The following is a 15,251-nucleotide window of genomic DNA, read 5'->3' as shown; positions in this document are numbered from 1 at the left end:
CCCCCTACGCGTCCAGCGCCTCGCGCCACGTCCGTACCGCTTCCGCCGAGACCGGGGACGTCCAGCCCTGGGGGCGGGCCGCGCCGCCGATGTGGAAGGCGTTCAGGCCTGCCGCGCGGAGTTCGGGGAGGTGGTCGAGGCGCAGGCCGCCGCCTACCAGGATCTGGGCCTCGTAGCCGGGTTCGCCCGAGCGGGCGGCCTCGGTCTTGAGGGTGGTCAGGCCGTCGTCGACGCCGGTGGCGGCGCCGGCCGTCAGGTAGGTGTCGAGGCCGGGGAGGTCGGCGAGCCGCTTGCGCAGGCCGTCGCGGTCGGCGGCGCGGTCGATCGCCCGGTGGAAGGTCCAGCGGCAGCCGTCGAGGACGGTGACGAGGCGCTCGACGGCGACCAGGTCGGGTTCGCCGTCGGGGGTGAGGAAGCCGAGGACGAACTCGTCGGCGCCGGCCTCGCGCAGTTCCAGGGCCCGGGCCACGAGGGCGTCGGCGCCCTCGGGGCCGCCCGCGGCGAAGCCGTCGGCGAGGCGGAGCATCACGCGCAGCGGGATGTCGACGGCGGCGCGGATGGCGGCGAAGGCGGTCCGGGACGGGGTGAGTCCGTCCGCCGCCATGTCGGTGACGAGTTCGAGCCTGTCGGCTCCACCGGTCTGGGCGGCGACCGCGTCCTCCTCGTCGAGGGCGATCACCTCAAGGACTGCACGGTTGCTCATCGAGCCCATTCCTCCATGAATGCGTCTCTACAGGTCTAGTCCAATGGCCAGCCTAGCCGTGCGCGTGGTCGGCCGCACCGTGCGTGGCCTCATCGGTCGCGGGCGCGGTCGTCGCACCGCCGGCCCGGGGGGTGCCCGCGGTGACCGTGAAGGCCGCCGTGCGGACCTTGCCCTCGTGCTGGAAGTCGAGGAACAGACGGTACGTGCCCGCGCTGGGCGCCGTCGCGGTGAAGGAGACGTCCGGGCCGGGCCCGCCCTCGTTGGGGTGGACGTGGAGGTAGGCGAGGTCGCCGTCGCGGAGGGCGACGAGGTGCCCGTACGCCCCGAGGTACGGCTCCAGGTCGGTGACCGGCCTGCCGGCCTTGGTGACGGTGAGCCGGAGCTCGCCGGCCTTGCCCGGGTCGAGGGTGCCGCCGAGGCGGACCTGGTAGCCGTCGACGGTGGCGGTGGGGGCGACGGCGGGCAGCGGCTTGGGCTTGTACGCACCGGGGACGGAGAGGTCGACGCCGAGGGTGACGCCCCGGGCGCCCGGCGCGGCCGGCTTGAAGTCGGCGAAGGCCTTGTAGCCGCCGGCGGCGGGCAGGTCGGCGGCCACCGACCAGGTGCCGTCGGGCGCCTTCACGGGGTGCAGGTGACGGAAGGTGGTGAGGTCGCGGGAGGCGACGATGAAGTGCAGTTCCTTGCCGTGCTCGGTGGTGAAGGCGGTGACCTTCCGGCCCGCCGAGTCCTTGACGGAGAACTTGAGGACGCTCCGGCCGGGCTTGGGGACGGGGGTCTCCATGGCCAGGGTGTACCCGCCCTCGGAGACCTGGAGGCCGCCGGGGGTGTCCGCGGCGGCGGTGCCGGGGGCGCTCGGCGTGGCGCCCTCCTCGTGCCCGCCGTGCCCGTCGGGCGTCCCGCTCGCCGACGGCTCGGGCGTGGTCGCGTGCTCCTGGTGCGCGGCCTTCGCCGGCTCCTCGACGGGGCCGACGCCCGTGCCCACGCCGTACGCGGCCCCGAAGGTCGCGGCGAGCGCGGCGGCATAGGCAGTGATCTTCACTCCGGTGTTCATGGCTGCTCTCCCGTACGGGGCGTGACGGCGCCGGTCGCCGTTCCCTGCACTTCACCATACCCCTGGGGGGTATCAAGTCAAGCCGGGGATCTGCTTGCGTCGAATACGGGCGGGGGGTATACATGGAAGGGAAGCAGATACCCCCCGAGGGTATCCCGTCCATCGGAACCGACCGAGGAGAAGCCATGGGCTCCTGCTGCACCCCCGACAACAGCTGCTCGACCGGCGCGGAGACCACCGCCGTCGCGGTCGCCGACAGCACCGTCACCGTCTACGCCGTCTCCGGCATGACCTGCGGCCACTGCAAGACCGCGATCACCACGTCGGTGAGCGCCCTCGACGGCGTCCTCGCCGTCGACGTCGACGTGGCCGGCGGCCTCGTCACCGTGACCACCGGCGGCGAGCCCGACGAGGCGGCGATCACCGCGGCGGTCGACGACGCGGGCTACGAGCTCACCGGCCGCGCCTGACCGACAGCCCTCTCGGCCGCCGGGGCCCGCCCGTCACGCCCGGGCCCCGGCCCCCGTCACCCCCCGTACTCACGAGGAGCAGGAAGAGCCATGACCACGACGACACCGGGCAGTGCCCAGGTCGAGCTCGCCATCGGCGGCATGACCTGCGCCTCGTGTGCGGCCCGCATCGAGAAGAAGCTCAACCGGATGGACGGGGTCGAGGCCACCGTCAACTACGCCACCGAGAAGGCGAAGGTCACCTTCGACGCCGACATCGACGTCGCCGACCTCATCGCCACCGTCGAGGCCACCGGCTACACCGCCGCCGAGCCCGAGCCGCCGCGGTCCCAGGCCTCCGGCGCCCCCGAGGGCCCCTCCGACGAGGAGAAGGCCGACGCGGAGCTGCGGCCGCTGCGGCAGCGGCTCGTCACCGCCGTCACACTCGCCGTGCCCGTCATCGCGATGGCGATGATCCCGGCGCTGCAGATCGAGTACTGGCAGTGGCTGAGCCTCACCCTCGCCGCGCCGGTCGTCGTCTACGCCGCCTGGCCGTTCCACCGCGCCGCCTGGACGAACGCCCGGCACGGCGCCGCCACCATGGACACCCTGATCTCGGTCGGCACGATCGCCGCGTTCCTCTGGTCCCTGTGGGCGCTGTTCTTCGGCACCGCCGGAACGCCGGGGATGACCCACCCGTTCGAGTTCACCATCGCCCGCACCGACGGCGCCGGGAACATCTACCTGGAGGCCGCGGCCGGCGTCACCGCCTTCATCCTCGCCGGCCGGTACTTCGAGGCCCGCTCGAAGCGCAAGGCGGGCGCGGCGCTCAAGGCGCTGATGCAGCTCGGCGCGAAGGAGGTGACCGTCCTCAGGAACGGCCGCGAGGTCACCGTACCGACGGCCGAACTCCAGGTCGGCGACCGCTTCCTGGTCCGCCCCGGCGAGAAGATCGCCACCGACGGCACCGTCGTCGAGGGCTCCTCCGCCGTCGACGCCTCCATGCTCACCGGCGAGTCCGTCCCCGTCGAGGTCTCCGTGGGCGACTCCGTCACCGGCGCCACCCTGAACGCCGGCGGCCGCCTCGTCGTGGAGGCCACCCGCATCGGCTCCGACACCCAGCTCGCCCGGATGGCCCGGCTCGTCGAGGACGCGCAGAACGGCAAGGCCGCCGCCCAGCGCCTCGCCGACCGGATCTCGGCCGTCTTCGTCCCGATCGTGATCGCACTCGCGCTCGGCACCCTCGGCTTCTGGCTCGGCACCGGCCAGGGACTCACCGCCGCCTTCACCGCGGCCGTCGCCGTCCTGATCATCGCCTGCCCCTGCGCCCTCGGCCTCGCCACCCCGACCGCCCTCATGGTCGGCACCGGCCGCGGCGCCCAGCTCGGCATCCTCATCAAGGGCCCCGAGGTCCTGGAGACCACCCGCAAGGTCGACACGATCGTCCTCGACAAGACCGGCACCGTCACCACCGGCCGGATGACCCTCCTCACGGTGCACACCGCCGAGGGCGCGGACGAGAAGGACGTACTGCGGCTCGCGGGCGCCCTGGAGCACTCCTCCGAGCACCCGATCGCCCAGGCCGTCGCCACCGGCGCGGCGGCGAAGGTCGGCACCCTGCCCACCCCCGAGGACTTCGCCAACGTCCCCGGGCTCGGCGTCCAGGGCGTCGTCGACGGCCACGCCGTCCTCGTCGGCCGTGAGAAGCTCCTCGCCGAGTGGGCCATCCCCCTCCCCGCCGCCCTCGGCGCCGCGAAGGAGGCCGCCGAGAAGGCGGGCAGGACCGCGATCGCGGTCGCCTGGGACGGGGAGGCCCGCGCGGTCCTGGAGGTCGCCGACGCCGTCAAGGAGACCAGCCCCGAGGCCGTCCGCCGGCTCCGCGCCCTCGGCCTGACCCCGATCCTGCTCACCGGCGACAACAGGGCGGTGGCCGAGGCCGTCGCCGCCGAGGTCGGCATCGACGAGGTCATCGCGGAGGTCATGCCGCAGGACAAGGTCGACGTCGTCAAGCGGCTCCAGGCCGAGGGCCGTTCGGTCGCCATGGTCGGCGACGGCGTCAACGACGCCGCCGCGCTCGCCCAGGCCGACCTCGGCCTGGCGATGGGCACCGGCACGGACGCCGCCATCGAGGCCGGCGACCTGACCCTCGTACGGGGCGACCTGCGCGCCGCGGCCGACGCGATCCGGCTCTCCCGCAGGACGCTCGGCACGATCCGCTCGAACCTCTTCTGGGCCTTCGCCTACAACGTGGCGGCCCTGCCGCTCGCTGCGGCCGGCCTGCTCAACCCGATGATCGCGGGCGCGGCCATGGCCTTCTCCTCGGTCTTCGTGGTCGGCAACAGCCTCCGCCTGCGGGGCTTCCAGGCCGCCGACCGCTGAGGGAGCCCCACCGATCGACGGGCCCGCCGGTGATGGCGCCGGCGGGCCCCCGCCCCTCCCCGCCGAATCCCCGAGGAGCCCGTCGTGGCCGGTTACGGACAGCACAAGGAAGACATCATCAGACGCCTGCGGCGGATCGAGGGCCAGGTCAGGGGGGTGCAGCGGATGGTCGACGAGGACGTCTACTGCATCGACGTCCTCACCCAGGTCTCCGCGATCAACGCGGCGCTCCAGTCCTGCGCAGTGGCCCTGCTCGACGAGCACCTGAGCTGCTGCGTGACGGAGGCCATCGCCCAGGGCGGGGACCAGGCGAAGGTGAAGGTGGGCGAGGCGTCGAAGGCGATCGCCCGGCTGATCCGCACGTGACCGGCCGTATATGACCTGCCGTACGTGACCGGTGGGGCGATCGTCCGGCCGATCCGCACGGGACCGGCCGGGCGACCTGACGGACTGCTCGGGGGCGGATCAGCCTCCCTTGCTCGCCGGACAGTCGGCGGACAGCGTGAGACTCAGCCGGAGGCAGAGACCGAACAGCTGCCGGAGCAGCACCAACTGCGCCGTGCCGGGCGGACCGGAGGCGCAGACCCGCACGCAGGGGCGGCCGGACAGCGGGAACCTCATGAGGGCGGACATCCTCCCAGCGTACCCCTGGGGGGTATACCTGAGCGAGGGGAGCGGCCCGTACGATGAGCCGCCCGTAGGGGGAGGGGATGCACGTGCGCCGGCTGGGAGAGCTGGAGGCCGAGATCATGGACCGACTGTGGGCCTGGCAGCGGCCCGCCACGGTCCGGGAGATCGTCGACGACATCAACCGCGGCCGCCGGGTCGCCTACACGACCGTCATGACCGTGGCGGACATCCTGCACCGCAAGGGCTGGCTCCGCCGCGAGAAGGCCGGCCGCGCCTGGCTGTACGAGCCCGTGCGCGGCCGCGAGGAGTACACCGCCGGCCTGATGCGGGACGCGCTCGGCGACAGCCAGGACCGCCCCGCCGCCCTCCTCCGCTTCGTGGAGGCCATCTCGGACGAGGACATGGACGCCCTCGACGCGGCCCTCCGCGCCGCCCGCGGCGACCACGACCCGGACCTCGACGGCGGGAGCGGCGCGTGAACGTGAACCATCACGTCCTCGTCCCGCTCGGACTCGCCCTCCTCACCGGCTTCCTCGTCCCCTGGCTGCTGGTCCGGGCCCGCTGGGCCCAGCAGGCGCCCCGGCTCGCGCTCGGCGTGTGGGCCGCCTGCGGCGCCGCGTTCGCCGCCGCGACCGCCCTCCTGCCGGCCCAGCTGGTCCTGCCGGCCGCCGGCAGCCACCGGCTCGCCGACATGATGTTGGCGCTCCAGCCGCCCACGGTCTCCCAGCTCACGCACCTGGACGGGCGGGAGCGCCTCGCGTTCGCGCTCTCCCTCGGGGTGCTGTCGCTGCCCACCGCCGCGTTCCTGCGCCGCCTGGTCGGGGCCCGCCGGGCGCGGCTGCGGCACGCGGGGGTGCTGCGGCTGGTCGGGCGGTACGACCCGATGCTGCGGGCCACCGTCCTCGACGACGCGCGCCCCGCCGTGTACTGCCTGCCGGGCAGTTCGCGGCGGGTCGTGGTCTCCTCCGGCGCGGTGGACACCCTCACCCCGGACCAGCTCGCGGCGGCGCTCGCGCACGAGCGGGCGCACATCGCGGGCCGGCACCATCTTCTCGTCGCCGCGTCGGAGGCCTTCGCGGCCGTCTTCTCGCGCCTGCCGCTCGCCCGGCACGGGGGCGGCTCCGTACCCCTGCTGCTCGAAATGGCGGCGGACGACCGGGCGTTGCGCCGGTGTACGCGGGACGCGCTGGCCACGGCGCTGTACGCGCTCGCGTCGGGGCGGGCGCCGCGGTCCGCGTTCGCGGCGGGCGGGCCCTCGGCGGCGCTGCGGATGCGGCGCATCCTCACCCCGCACCATGCCGGCCATCCGGTACTGCGCGGGCTGATGACGATCGCGGCGGCGGGTCTCGCCATGACGCCGCTGATCGTCGCCTGCTGTTCCTTCCCCGGTTAATCGACCCGCTTCAGCACGCCCGCTTCAGGACACTTGACCTGCCGAACAGCGCTATTTACTAAGCGAATTCGTAGATTTCGCATCGGTCACGGACAACTGAATTCCCCGCTATTGTGGGTACGTTGGGGCTCGGGTTTGGCACGTCGAAGGGTACAGAACCGATGCAGCTGGCTGGCGTTCGAACGGCCGCGGCCGGCGATGCGACGACGATATCCAGGCTGCTGGCCGACGCCATTCGGAGCAGCTACACGGGAATCCTGGACGAAATCCCGATGCGGCGACTGATCTCCGCGCAATGCGCGCTGCCCCGGATACGCGCGGAAATAGAAATTCCCGGGGGCGCGCCCGGTTGGCTCGGCTGGCTCGTCGCGACGGACGCGGAGGGCGCGGTCGTCGGCGTCGCCGCCGGCGGCGTGCCGGTGCCGGGCGAGGGCGAGGTGTACGCCCTCGCGGTGGCGTCCGGCTCCCGCCGCCGGGGCGTGGGTACGGCCCTGCTGGCGGCGGCCACGGACCGGATGCGGGACTTCGGGGCCCGGCACCAGCGGGTGGAACTCCCGGCGGAGGCGGACCCGGCCCTGCCGTTCTACAGCCACCTGGGCTTCGCCGCCCTCTCCGCCAGGCGCTGGAGCCGGGCGCTGTAGCCGGACTCGTAGCCCTGCGCCGCAGCCGCGCACTGGAGGCCCGCGCTGGACCGGCGGCCGCGCTCCCGGGGTGTGGCAGATCCACGCCATCGCGTGTTCACGCAGCCCCATCCGGTGGATCGGGGTTCCTCCCCCAGGTCAGGATGGGTCCAGCGGCGCGGGCCCGGCGGCACGGGTGCCTCGTCCGGACGGCATGGACCGAGCGAGCCCCTGGAGGAGCGATGCACACACCGAGCGGCACTTCCCTGCCCGTCGTGCCCGCAGCGTTCGCCCCGGTCCTGCCGTCCCGATACGACCGGGAGCCGGCCCCCGGCACCGGGATCCGGGTCACCTCGGACACCCTGCCCGGCCTCGAATCCGTCTCCCCCGCCGACGAGGGCTCCGTCTGGCTGCACGACGCCCTGCTCGGCCCGCACAGCGCGGACATCGTCCGGTACCTCAGCCTCGCCCGCTCCACCGGCGGACCCGTTCTGGACCTCGGCTCCGGCGCCGGGCGGCTCGCCGTCCCGTTCGCCCGGCACGGCTTCGCCGTGGAGGCCGTGGACCGGGACGCCTCGGCCCTGGAGCGCCTCGACGGCTGGGCCCGCCGGATCGGTCCACAGGTGGCCGGCCTGGTGGTCACCCACCGGACGGACCTGACCGAGCTGCGGCTCCGGGGCAGCTACCGGCTCGCGCTCCTCGCGGGCGCGATGGTCGCCGCAGTACCCCCGGCGCGGCGGCCCGCGCTGCTGCGCGAAGTGGCGTCCCACCTGCAGGCCGGCGGCGCCCTGGCCCTGGACTACACGGCGCACCAGCTGCCGGGGCTGATCGCGGAGCCGCGGCGGACCTGGGCGTTCCAGGTGCCCCGCTTCGACGGCATCGACGAGTGGGTGGTGGCCCGGCAGGTCTTCGACCTGCCGTCGATGAGCGAGCGGATCACGTACTACGCGGCCAGGACCGGGAAGCTGTCCTCGGAGCGGGTCGTCCTGACCACCGACAAGTGGATCGTGGAGCCCGAGCGGCTCGCGGCGGAGCTGCACTCCGCCGGCCTGCACATCGAGGGCCGGCGGCGCCACCGGATCGACGAGCGCACCGAGTCCGTGCTGCTCGTGTGCCGGGCCGACGACCGAGCGGCGCCCTGCCGGGGTTGACGGGCAAGAGGTACGATGCCCACAAAAGTTTGAGCCGACCAGACGGCGAGCGGGCGGGCGGAGAAGATGGCGGGCGTGGAAGAGCTGACGGGCCGCGAGGCGGTGATCCAGCGCCTGCGCGACGTCGGCCTGCGGGTCACGGGACCGCGCCTCGAGGTGCTCACGGTGCTCGCCGCCGGCGGCCATCTCGACGTCGAGGCGATCACCACGACCGCCCGTGAGCGGCTCGGGACGCTGACCAGCCAGGCCGTGTACGAGATGCTGCGGCACTTCCAGGAGACGGGCCTGGTCAGCAAGTTCGACCGGCCCGGGCTGCCCGCCGTGTTCGAAATCTCCGGCCCCGCGCACCAGCACGCCCTGTGCCTGAACTGCGGCCGCGTGGAGAACGTGACGGCCGCCGCGCCCGCGCCGCCCCGCGGCAGCCTGTCCGCCTGGGCGGTCAGCGACGCCGAGGTGGTCTTCAAGGGCCTCTGCCCCGACTGCCGTACGGCGGACCCCGCCCGCTGAAAGCACGTGAACACCGTGCGACACGTTCGAATCTGTGACAGGGTCTAGCGGGGCGTTTCGACAGGATCCGCGCGATCCGAGGGGAGTCTGCTTCGCCGTGTCCAGAAACGCCGCCGGAGCGCGTACGGCAAGCGAGCAGTCCCTCGCCCTCTACCAGGAACTCCGCGCCAGCCCCGGCGATTCCCTCGACGCCGCCGCCCGCCGGCTGGACCTCACCGAGGCCGAACGCGAGCGCTGCCGCACCGAGTTGACGGGCCTCGGCCTGATCGAGCCGCCCGCGGGACCGGTCCCCGGCGCCGCGCCCGCCGTGGTGGCCCCCGACGTCGCCCTGCTCCGGCTCCTCCAGCACGAGCGGGAGCGCCTGGAGAGCCGGCTCGCCGAGACCAGCCGGGCCCACACCGCGCTGGAGACACTGGCCGGACCGTTCCTGCGGGCCGGCACGGAGACCGGCTCCGAGGTCGAGGTGCTGATCGTCGACGACCCCGAACGGGTCCGCCGCGAACTCGCCGACCTGACGAACACGGTGCGCCGCTCGGTGCACTCGATGCTGACCGGATCGGTACGGCGCGAGGACATGGCCCGGGAGCTCGACCGGGACCGGGACCGGGTGGCCCGCGGCGTGCGGGTCCAGGCCATGTACAGCCAACGGGTCGGCCAGGTACCCGAGATGGTGCAGCACCTCGCGGAGCGCGCCGCGCTCGGCGTCGAGGTGCGGCTCTCCCCCGTCGTCCCCATGAACATGGTCCTCGCCGACGAGAACTTCGCCCTGCTCCCCACCGACCCGCGCGACCCGGACTCCGCCGCCGTCCTCGCCCGGGGCCCGGGCCTGGTCCGCTCCTACCTCGCCCTGTACGCCTACTGCTGGAACGCGGCCACCCCGTACGGCCACGCCGAACCGGCCCCGCACGACGGCGGCGGACTGACCGAGCAGCAGCGGGCCGCGCTCCGGATGCTCGCGTCCGGCATCAAGGACGAGCAGGTGGCCCGGAGCCTCGGCGTCTCGCTGCGCACCGTCAGCCGGCTCATCTCCGAGGTGATGCAGGAACTGGGCGCGGCCAGCCGCTTCGAGGCGGGCGTGCAGGCCGCCCGGCTCGGTCTGCTCGACGGCGACCCCTATGAGCACACCCCCTAGGGGGTGTCTTGTCGGTCAGGCCGGATCAGGGAGCGGGGTCTGGTGCGTGCGATCGCAAGGCGGAGGAGGGAGTCAACGCGGTGGGGGCACCTCCCAGCGGTAGCTGGGGGACGTTGGCGACTGACGACAACGCGGCTGGGGGCGCCCCCTGCTCGAAGAGCTTGGGGGAGTGCGTGCCAGACCCCGCGAGCCCGGCCTGACCGACAAGACACCCCCTAGCGTCTCTTCCGGCCGGGGACCGGCGCGTGCGGGGCACGTAACCTGGCGATTCGGGAGACCGGACCACGAAGAGAGAAGGGGGAACCTCGCCGTGATCACGACGGACGACTACCAGGGGGACGGCCGGGCGGACGACCGGTCCGGCGGGGGCGGCGACGCGCGTCTGGTGGCCCTCCACCGGGAGTTGCGCCGCCGCGGGGTGTCGAACTTCCCGCAGGTCGCCAAGGAGTTAGGGCTCGGGGCGGAGGAGTACGAGCGATGTCGCGCCGAACTGATCTCCCTCGGTCTGATCGTCCCCACCACCAGCACCCACGCCACCAGCGCGGACCTGCGCGACGCGCGGTGGCAGCCCGACGCGGACGCGGTCGCCTCGGTCGATCCGGAGATCGCGCTGCTGCGGATCCTGGACCGCGAGCGCGCCCGGCTGCGCGAGCACCTGGCCGAGGCCGACCAGGCGTACGGCGCGCTGGAGACGCTGGCCGGCACGTTCCTGCGGCCGGGTTCGCTGACCCGGTCCGAGATCGCGGTCGAGGCGATCACCGACTACCGTCGGATCCAGCAGGCGCTGGAGGACATCATCGACGTGACGCAGGAGGCGTCGTGCTCGATGTACCCGACCGGCCCGGCCCGGCAGGTCCCCGAGCGGATCTTCGAACGGGACCGCCGCAAGCTGGCCCACGGGGTGCGGGTCCGCGCCATCTACCGCGGCCGGGACGCCGCCCGGCCGGAGGCGGCCGAAGTCCTCAACCGCCGTGCGGAGCTGGGGGTCGAGGTCCGGATCGCGCCCGACCTCCCGATGACGATGGTCATCGTCGACGAGCAGTACGCGATCGTGCCGCTCCGCCCGGAGGCGCCCGGCGAGGGCGCGATCCTGGCCCGCGGGCCGCTCCTCGTCCGGTCCTTCCTGAGCCTGTACGAGCACTGCTGGCACACGGCCTCCCCCTACGGGGACCATGTGGCGCCCGAGCGGGGCGGGGACGGGCTCTCCGAGCAGCAGCAGGCCGCGCTGCAGATGCTCGCGGCCGGGATGAAGGACGAGAAGATCGCCCGGAATCTCGGCGTCTCCCTGCGCACGGTGAGCCGCATGCTGTCGGAACTCATGCAGGAATTGGGCGCGTCGAGCCGCTTCGAGGCGGGAGTGCGGGCGGTAAGGCTGGGCTGGCTGGATTGAGCGGTCGGAAAAGCCCCGCAATCGTGGCAGGTCGATTGCGGGGCTTTTCTCGTGCCCGGCCGGGGGGAATGGACGGCCGGGCCGGGTGCTTCGGCCGGTTCAGCCGACCGGCGGCTTGGTGGTGGGGACGGCGTGCGGCCAGTCGTCGGTCGGTCCGGCCTGCTGCTGGCCGGCCGGGGCGGAGTCGGCGGCGGCGACCGTGGCGGCGCCGCCGGCGACGGCCAGACAGGCCACCAGCGCGAGGGCGAACTGACGGACCGTCCTGCGAATTCCGGAGTTCTGCTCAGCGGACATGATTCCTCCAGGAGTTGGAATGCGAATTCCGCCTTCCGGGGGCCCGTGCCGCCGGGCGCTCCCTGAAGACATCTCCATTCTGGAGTCCTGGTGGAGGCGAATCCAGAGTTCCTCGATGCGTGGACCCGCCATGGCGTGAGTGCGTCAATACGCCACCGTGGGAACGGAATTACTTCATCCTGGCCGCTTCTAACTTTTGGTCGAACCAAAAGAGGTGCTAGACTGGTGCGACGGTCTTCTCGTTCCTCCAGGAGAGAGGGGCCGTCGGGGCAGGGGCGTGCCGCCGCCCCTGTCCCACCCTCCGCTCCCCACCGGTGAGCGACGGCCGGCGGACCTCCGCCAGCGCCCCCCGGTACACCTCGACGGTCCGCGCGGCCGAGGCCCGCCAGCTCATCCCGTGCGCGTGCCGCACCGCCGCCTCCCCCATCGCCCGCACCGTCTCCGGGTGCGCCGCGAGCAGGCCCAGCCGCCGCGCGTACTCCCGCGGGTCGTGGCCCTGGACCAGCAGGCCCGTCACCCCGTCCCGCACCGCCGTCGGCAGACCGCCGACCGCCGCCGCCAGCACCGGCGTCCCGCAGGCCTGCGCCTCCAGGGCCACCAGGCCGAACGACTCGCTGCGCGAGGGCACCACGAGGACGTCCGCCGCCCGGTACCAGTCCGCCAGCCGCTCCTGCGGTACGGGAGGGCAGGGCCGCAGTACGTCCGCCACCCCCAGCTCCTCGGCCAGCTGCCACGCCGTCCCCTCCCGGGTCGCGCCCGAGTGCCCGCCGACCACCGGGACCAGCAGCCGGCGGCGCAGGCCCGGGGAGTCCGCCAGCAGTTCGGCGACCGCCCGTACGAGCACGTCCGGCCCCTTCAGCGGTTGTATGCGGCCCGCGTACAGCGGCACGAACGCGTCCGCCGGAAGCCCGAGGCGGGCCCGCGCCGCGGCCCTGCCGTCCCCCGGCCGGAAGGTCCGCAGATCGACCCCGGGCCGCACCACCTCGGTCCGCCCGGGCTCCGCCCCGTACAGCGAGCGCAGGGCCTGCGCCTCGTCCGCCGTGTTCGCGATCAGCCGGTCCGCGGCGGCCGCCACCTGGTGCTCGCCCCGGATCCGCAGCTCCGGCTCGGGGGTGTCACCGGCGGCGAGCGTGGCGTTCTTCACCCGGGCCAGGGTGTGGGCCGTGTGCACCAGCGGGACGCGCCAGCCCACCGAGGCGATCCGGCCCGCCTGCCCGGAGAGCCAGTAGTGGGAGTGGACCAGGTCGTACCGCCGCTCCTCCTTCAGCAGGGCCAGTGAGAACGGCACCACCAGGCCGGGCATGGCCTCCTTGGGCAGGGCGCGGCGCGGACCGGCGGGCAGGTGGCGAACCCGCACCCCGGGGGCGAGCTCGTGGGACGGGGGCGCGGCCTCGCCCCGGCAGCGGGTGAACAGGTCGACCTCCACACCCTGTTCGGCCAGGGCGCGGGACAGCTCGACCATGTAGACGTTCATGCCTCCGGCGTCCCCCGTCCCGGGCTGGTGGAGCGGGGAGGTGTGGACGCTGAGCATGGCGACGCGCAGGGACACGAGGGGCTCCTGAGGGGAGGGAGGCCGCGTGTCCCTGCGCGTCGCTCGCGCGCACGGTCACGCGGCAGGGTGGGGGTCCTGACGGCCCGGAGGCCGGGGTACTGAGGTACTTAGTTGCTTAGTAGTACGGATCGCGGACGGGCTCGGCGGGTCAGAACCCGAAGACCGGGCCCGACGGGGGTTCCAGCCGGGTTCCCGGCAGGGGGGCCGTCAGGGCCTGCCAGTCGACCGGCCGGCCCGGCTCCGCGCGGAGCGCCGCCGCGAGTCGGTCCGCGCCCTCCGGCATCACCGGCCGCGACCACGCCGAGAGGGCCGAGGCCACCGCCAACTGTGCAGCGAGGGCGGGGAGATGACGGCAGGAGGTGCTGGGCCGGCAGCGCTCGTGCGCGTTGACGTGGCCGAAGTCGGCGGCCGAGCGGACCATCTCGTCCAGGACGGCGACGGCCCGGCGCGGGTCGAAGGCGTCGGGGCCGTACGCCTCCCGCAGGTCGTCCACGCCGCGGTGCAGGCGCCGCTCCAGGATCTCCCAGCCGGTGCCGCCGGGCAGCGCCTGCGGGGCCAGGCCGCCGCACTCCTCCCGTACGGCGGCGAAGAGCCGGGACAGCCAGCTGTTCCAGCTCTCGTCCAGCTCGTGGCGCGCGGCCGCGAGCCGCTCCCGGTGGAAGACGGTGCGGCGGCCCAGCGGGCGGGCCTGGAGGACGTGCCGGCGCAGGGTGTCGGAGCCGTACTCGGTGAGCAGGTCGAGCGCCCAGACGTTGCCCTCCTGGACGCCCTCCTCGATGACGTACGACTCGTTCACGTTGAAGTCCTGCGGCAGTTTGACGTCCTGCGCGAGGAGCAGCACCGGCAGCAGCACGGCGTGGCAGAAGGCGTGCCCGAAGCCGCAGAAGTGGATCGCGCGGCGGGGCAGCGGGCCCTTCACGTCGTAGCCGAAGAGGTGCATCGCGGCGGCCTCGAAGCAGCCGTCGACGCGGTGGTCGGGGAAGCCCTCGACGGGGACCTGGAGGCCCCATTCGGCGGGGTGGCTGACCGCGATGTCCGGCAGTCCGTCCTCGACGAGGGACTCGCACAGCGCGGCGAGGCGCGGGGGCAGGCCGGCCGTCGCCCAGTAGTCGGCGAGCGTGTCCCGGAACGGCTCCAGGGGCACGTAGAGCCGGCGGCAGCGGCGGGACGTCGCCGGGGTGTCGCAGAGCGCGCAGCGGGCGCCGATGAGGTCGCCGCCGTCGTTGGGCCGCGCGCACTCGTGGCACATGCCGCCGTCGCTGACCGCGCCGCAGTGCGGGCAGGTGCCGGTGGCGTGCGCCCCGTACAGCCAGCGGTCGCACGGCTCGCAGTACGGCAGCAGGCGGGTGCGCGGGGCGATCACGCCCTGCGCGTAGAGCCGCCCGAAGAGGGCCTGCACCCAGCGCGTGTAGCCCTTGTCGCGGCGCGGGCGCACGATGTGGTCGAACTCCACGCCCGACCGCAGCCAGTCCGCGGTGATCGCGGCCCGGTAGCCCTCCGCGACCTCCTCGGGCTTGCGGTGGTGGCGCAGCGCGCGGACCTCGACGGAGCTCGCGTGGTCGGCGGTGCCGGTGGTGAACCGGACGGCCTCGCCCTCGGCCCGCAGGTAGCGGGTGAGGACGTCGGCGGCGACGTACGGGCCGGCGAGGTGGCCGATGTGGAGTTCGCCGTGGGTGGCGGGAGGGGTCGCGGTGATCCAGACAGGGGTGCTCATGGGACCTCCTTGACGCTGTGGTGCGGTGGGCTTCAGCGGTCGCGTGCGGCGGGGCGCTCGCCGTGGGTGGCGGGAGGGGTCGCGGTGATCCAGACAGGGGTGCTCATGGGACCTCCTTGACGCTGTGGTGCGGTGGGCTTCAGCGGTCGCGTGCGGCGGGGCGCACGCCACCGGCACCTGCCCGCACTGCGGCGCGGTCAGCGACGGCGGCATGTGCCACGAGTGCGCGCGGCCCAACGACGGCGGCGACCTCATCGGCGCCCGCTGCGCGCTCTGCGACACCCCG

The 15,251-nt window shown here is 73.9% G+C and carries 16 protein-coding genes; 10 read left to right on the top strand and 6 right to left on the bottom strand.

Annotated elements, in window-relative coordinates; genetic code table 11:
- Nucleotides 1-4: 4 nt before the first annotated feature.
- Nucleotides 5-703, bottom strand: coding sequence for a copper homeostasis protein CutC (locus tag EAO70_RS00565; RefSeq protein WP_148001053.1), 699 nt, complete (start codon nt 701-703; stop codon nt 5-7).
- 52 nt (nt 704-755) lie between these two features.
- Nucleotides 756-1,754, bottom strand: coding sequence for a hypothetical protein (locus EAO70_RS00560; RefSeq protein ID WP_148001052.1), 999 nt, complete (start codon nt 1,752-1,754; stop codon nt 756-758).
- 185 nt (nt 1,755-1,939) lie between these two features.
- On the opposite strand from EAO70_RS00560, the gene EAO70_RS00555 reads away from it, so the two are divergent.
- From EAO70_RS00555 to EAO70_RS00545, 3 genes are all read left to right on the top strand, one after another.
- Nucleotides 1,940-2,224: a heavy-metal-associated domain-containing protein gene (locus EAO70_RS00555; RefSeq protein ID WP_148001051.1), complete on the top strand. Its 285-nt coding sequence runs from the start codon at nt 1,940-1,942 to the stop codon at nt 2,222-2,224.
- Between the two features lie 90 nt (nt 2,225-2,314).
- Nucleotides 2,315-4,582: a heavy metal translocating P-type ATPase gene (locus EAO70_RS00550; RefSeq protein WP_148001050.1), complete on the top strand. Its 2,268-nt coding sequence runs from the start codon at nt 2,315-2,317 to the stop codon at nt 4,580-4,582.
- A gap of 84 nt (nt 4,583-4,666) precedes the next feature.
- Entirely contained in the window at nt 4,667-4,948 is a 282-nt protein-coding gene (locus EAO70_RS00545; RefSeq protein WP_015035316.1) for a metal-sensitive transcriptional regulator, read from the top strand.
- Between the two features lie 99 nt (nt 4,949-5,047).
- Here the strand turns inward: EAO70_RS00545 and EAO70_RS37515 are convergent, their stop codons facing one another.
- Nucleotides 5,048-5,215, bottom strand: a complete 168-nt coding sequence (locus EAO70_RS37515) for a hypothetical protein (protein ID WP_187283659.1) — start codon at nt 5,213-5,215, stop codon at nt 5,048-5,050.
- Nucleotides 5,216-5,298: 83 nt separating this feature from the next.
- Between EAO70_RS37515 and EAO70_RS00540 the strand changes: the two genes are divergently transcribed.
- The 7 genes from EAO70_RS00540 to EAO70_RS00510 all read left to right on the top strand — a co-directional run bounded on the left by EAO70_RS00540 (nt 5,299) and on the right by EAO70_RS00510 (nt 11,405).
- A complete protein-coding gene (locus tag EAO70_RS00540; RefSeq protein ID WP_148001049.1) occupies nt 5,299-5,691 on the top strand; it encodes a BlaI/MecI/CopY family transcriptional regulator in 393 nt (130 codons plus the stop codon).
- Nucleotides 5,688-6,605 carry a M56 family metallopeptidase gene (locus EAO70_RS00535; protein ID WP_261992567.1) on the top strand — a complete coding sequence of 306 codons (918 nt, stop codon included), beginning with the start codon at nt 5,688-5,690 and terminating at the stop codon, nt 6,603-6,605. Before EAO70_RS00540 ends, EAO70_RS00535 begins: the two co-directional genes overlap by 4 nt.
- Before the next feature lie 272 nt (nt 6,606-6,877).
- Nucleotides 6,878-7,246: a GNAT family N-acetyltransferase gene (locus EAO70_RS00530; protein ID WP_261992566.1), complete on the top strand. Its 369-nt coding sequence runs from the start codon at nt 6,878-6,880 to the stop codon at nt 7,244-7,246.
- Between the two features lie 254 nt (nt 7,247-7,500).
- The gene (locus EAO70_RS00525; protein WP_187283658.1) at nt 7,501-8,376 is read left to right on the top strand and encodes an SAM-dependent methyltransferase; all 876 of its coding nucleotides are present in this window, start codon (nt 7,501-7,503) and stop codon (nt 8,374-8,376) included.
- A gap of 75 nt (nt 8,377-8,451) precedes the next feature.
- Nucleotides 8,452-8,883 carry a Fur family transcriptional regulator gene (locus EAO70_RS00520; protein ID WP_148001046.1) on the top strand — a complete coding sequence of 144 codons (432 nt, stop codon included), beginning with the start codon at nt 8,452-8,454 and terminating at the stop codon, nt 8,881-8,883.
- 97 nt (nt 8,884-8,980) lie between these two features.
- Nucleotides 8,981-10,015: a helix-turn-helix domain-containing protein gene (locus tag EAO70_RS00515; RefSeq protein ID WP_148001045.1), complete on the top strand. Its 1,035-nt coding sequence runs from the start codon at nt 8,981-8,983 to the stop codon at nt 10,013-10,015.
- 310 nt (nt 10,016-10,325) lie between these two features.
- A complete protein-coding gene (locus EAO70_RS00510) occupies nt 10,326-11,405 on the top strand; it encodes a LuxR C-terminal-related transcriptional regulator (protein WP_261992565.1) in 1,080 nt (359 codons plus the stop codon).
- Nucleotides 11,406-11,504: 99 nt separating this feature from the next.
- Here the strand turns inward: EAO70_RS00510 and EAO70_RS00505 are convergent, their stop codons facing one another.
- The 3 genes from EAO70_RS00505 to EAO70_RS00495 all read right to left on the bottom strand — a co-directional run bounded on the left by EAO70_RS00505 (nt 11,505) and on the right by EAO70_RS00495 (nt 14,965).
- Nucleotides 11,505-11,699 carry a hypothetical protein gene (locus tag EAO70_RS00505; protein ID WP_148001044.1) on the bottom strand — a complete coding sequence of 65 codons (195 nt, stop codon included), beginning with the start codon at nt 11,697-11,699 and terminating at the stop codon, nt 11,505-11,507.
- A gap of 217 nt (nt 11,700-11,916) precedes the next feature.
- Nucleotides 11,917-13,230, bottom strand: a complete 1,314-nt coding sequence (gene mshA, locus EAO70_RS00500) for a D-inositol-3-phosphate glycosyltransferase (RefSeq protein ID WP_148001059.1) — start codon at nt 13,228-13,230, stop codon at nt 11,917-11,919.
- Nucleotides 13,231-13,399: 169 nt separating this feature from the next.
- Complete coding sequence (locus EAO70_RS00495) at nt 13,400-14,965, bottom strand: class I tRNA ligase family protein (RefSeq protein WP_148001043.1); 1,566 nt, start codon at nt 14,963-14,965, stop codon at nt 13,400-13,402.
- Nucleotides 14,966-15,251 lie beyond the last annotated feature (286 nt).

The sequence above is a fragment of the Streptomyces sp. adm13(2018) genome, from assembly GCF_008042145.1.
Classification (GTDB): Bacteria; Actinomycetota; Actinomycetes; order Streptomycetales; family Streptomycetaceae; genus Streptomyces.
This window is presented reverse-complemented; position numbering and strand designations above follow the sequence as displayed.

What these genes read in the sequence shown, in the direction of transcription:
- EAO70_RS00530 (WP_261992566.1), top strand. Translation starts at nt 6,878, where the DNA reads ATGCGGCGACTGATCTCCGCGCAATGCGCGCTGCCCCGGATACGCGCG.
- EAO70_RS00560 (WP_148001052.1), bottom strand. Translation starts at nt 1,754, where the DNA reads ATGAACACCGGAGTGAAGATCACTGCCTATGCCGCCGCGCTCGCCGCG.
- EAO70_RS37515 (WP_187283659.1), bottom strand. Translation starts at nt 5,215, where the DNA reads ATGTCCGCCCTCATGAGGTTCCCGCTGTCCGGCCGCCCCTGCGTGCGG.
- mshA (WP_148001059.1), bottom strand. Translation starts at nt 13,230, where the DNA reads ATGCTCAGCGTCCACACCTCCCCGCTCCACCAGCCCGGGACGGGGGAC.
- EAO70_RS00565 (WP_148001053.1), bottom strand. Translation starts at nt 703, where the DNA reads ATGAGCAACCGTGCAGTCCTTGAGGTGATCGCCCTCGACGAGGAGGAC.
- EAO70_RS00495 (WP_148001043.1), bottom strand. Translation starts at nt 14,965, where the DNA reads ATGAGCACCCCTGTCTGGATCACCGCGACCCCTCCCGCCACCCACGGC.
- EAO70_RS00550 (WP_148001050.1), top strand. Translation starts at nt 2,315, where the DNA reads ATGACCACGACGACACCGGGCAGTGCCCAGGTCGAGCTCGCCATCGGC.
- EAO70_RS00555 (WP_148001051.1), top strand. Translation starts at nt 1,940, where the DNA reads ATGGGCTCCTGCTGCACCCCCGACAACAGCTGCTCGACCGGCGCGGAG.
- EAO70_RS00505 (WP_148001044.1), bottom strand. Translation starts at nt 11,699, where the DNA reads ATGTCCGCTGAGCAGAACTCCGGAATTCGCAGGACGGTCCGTCAGTTC.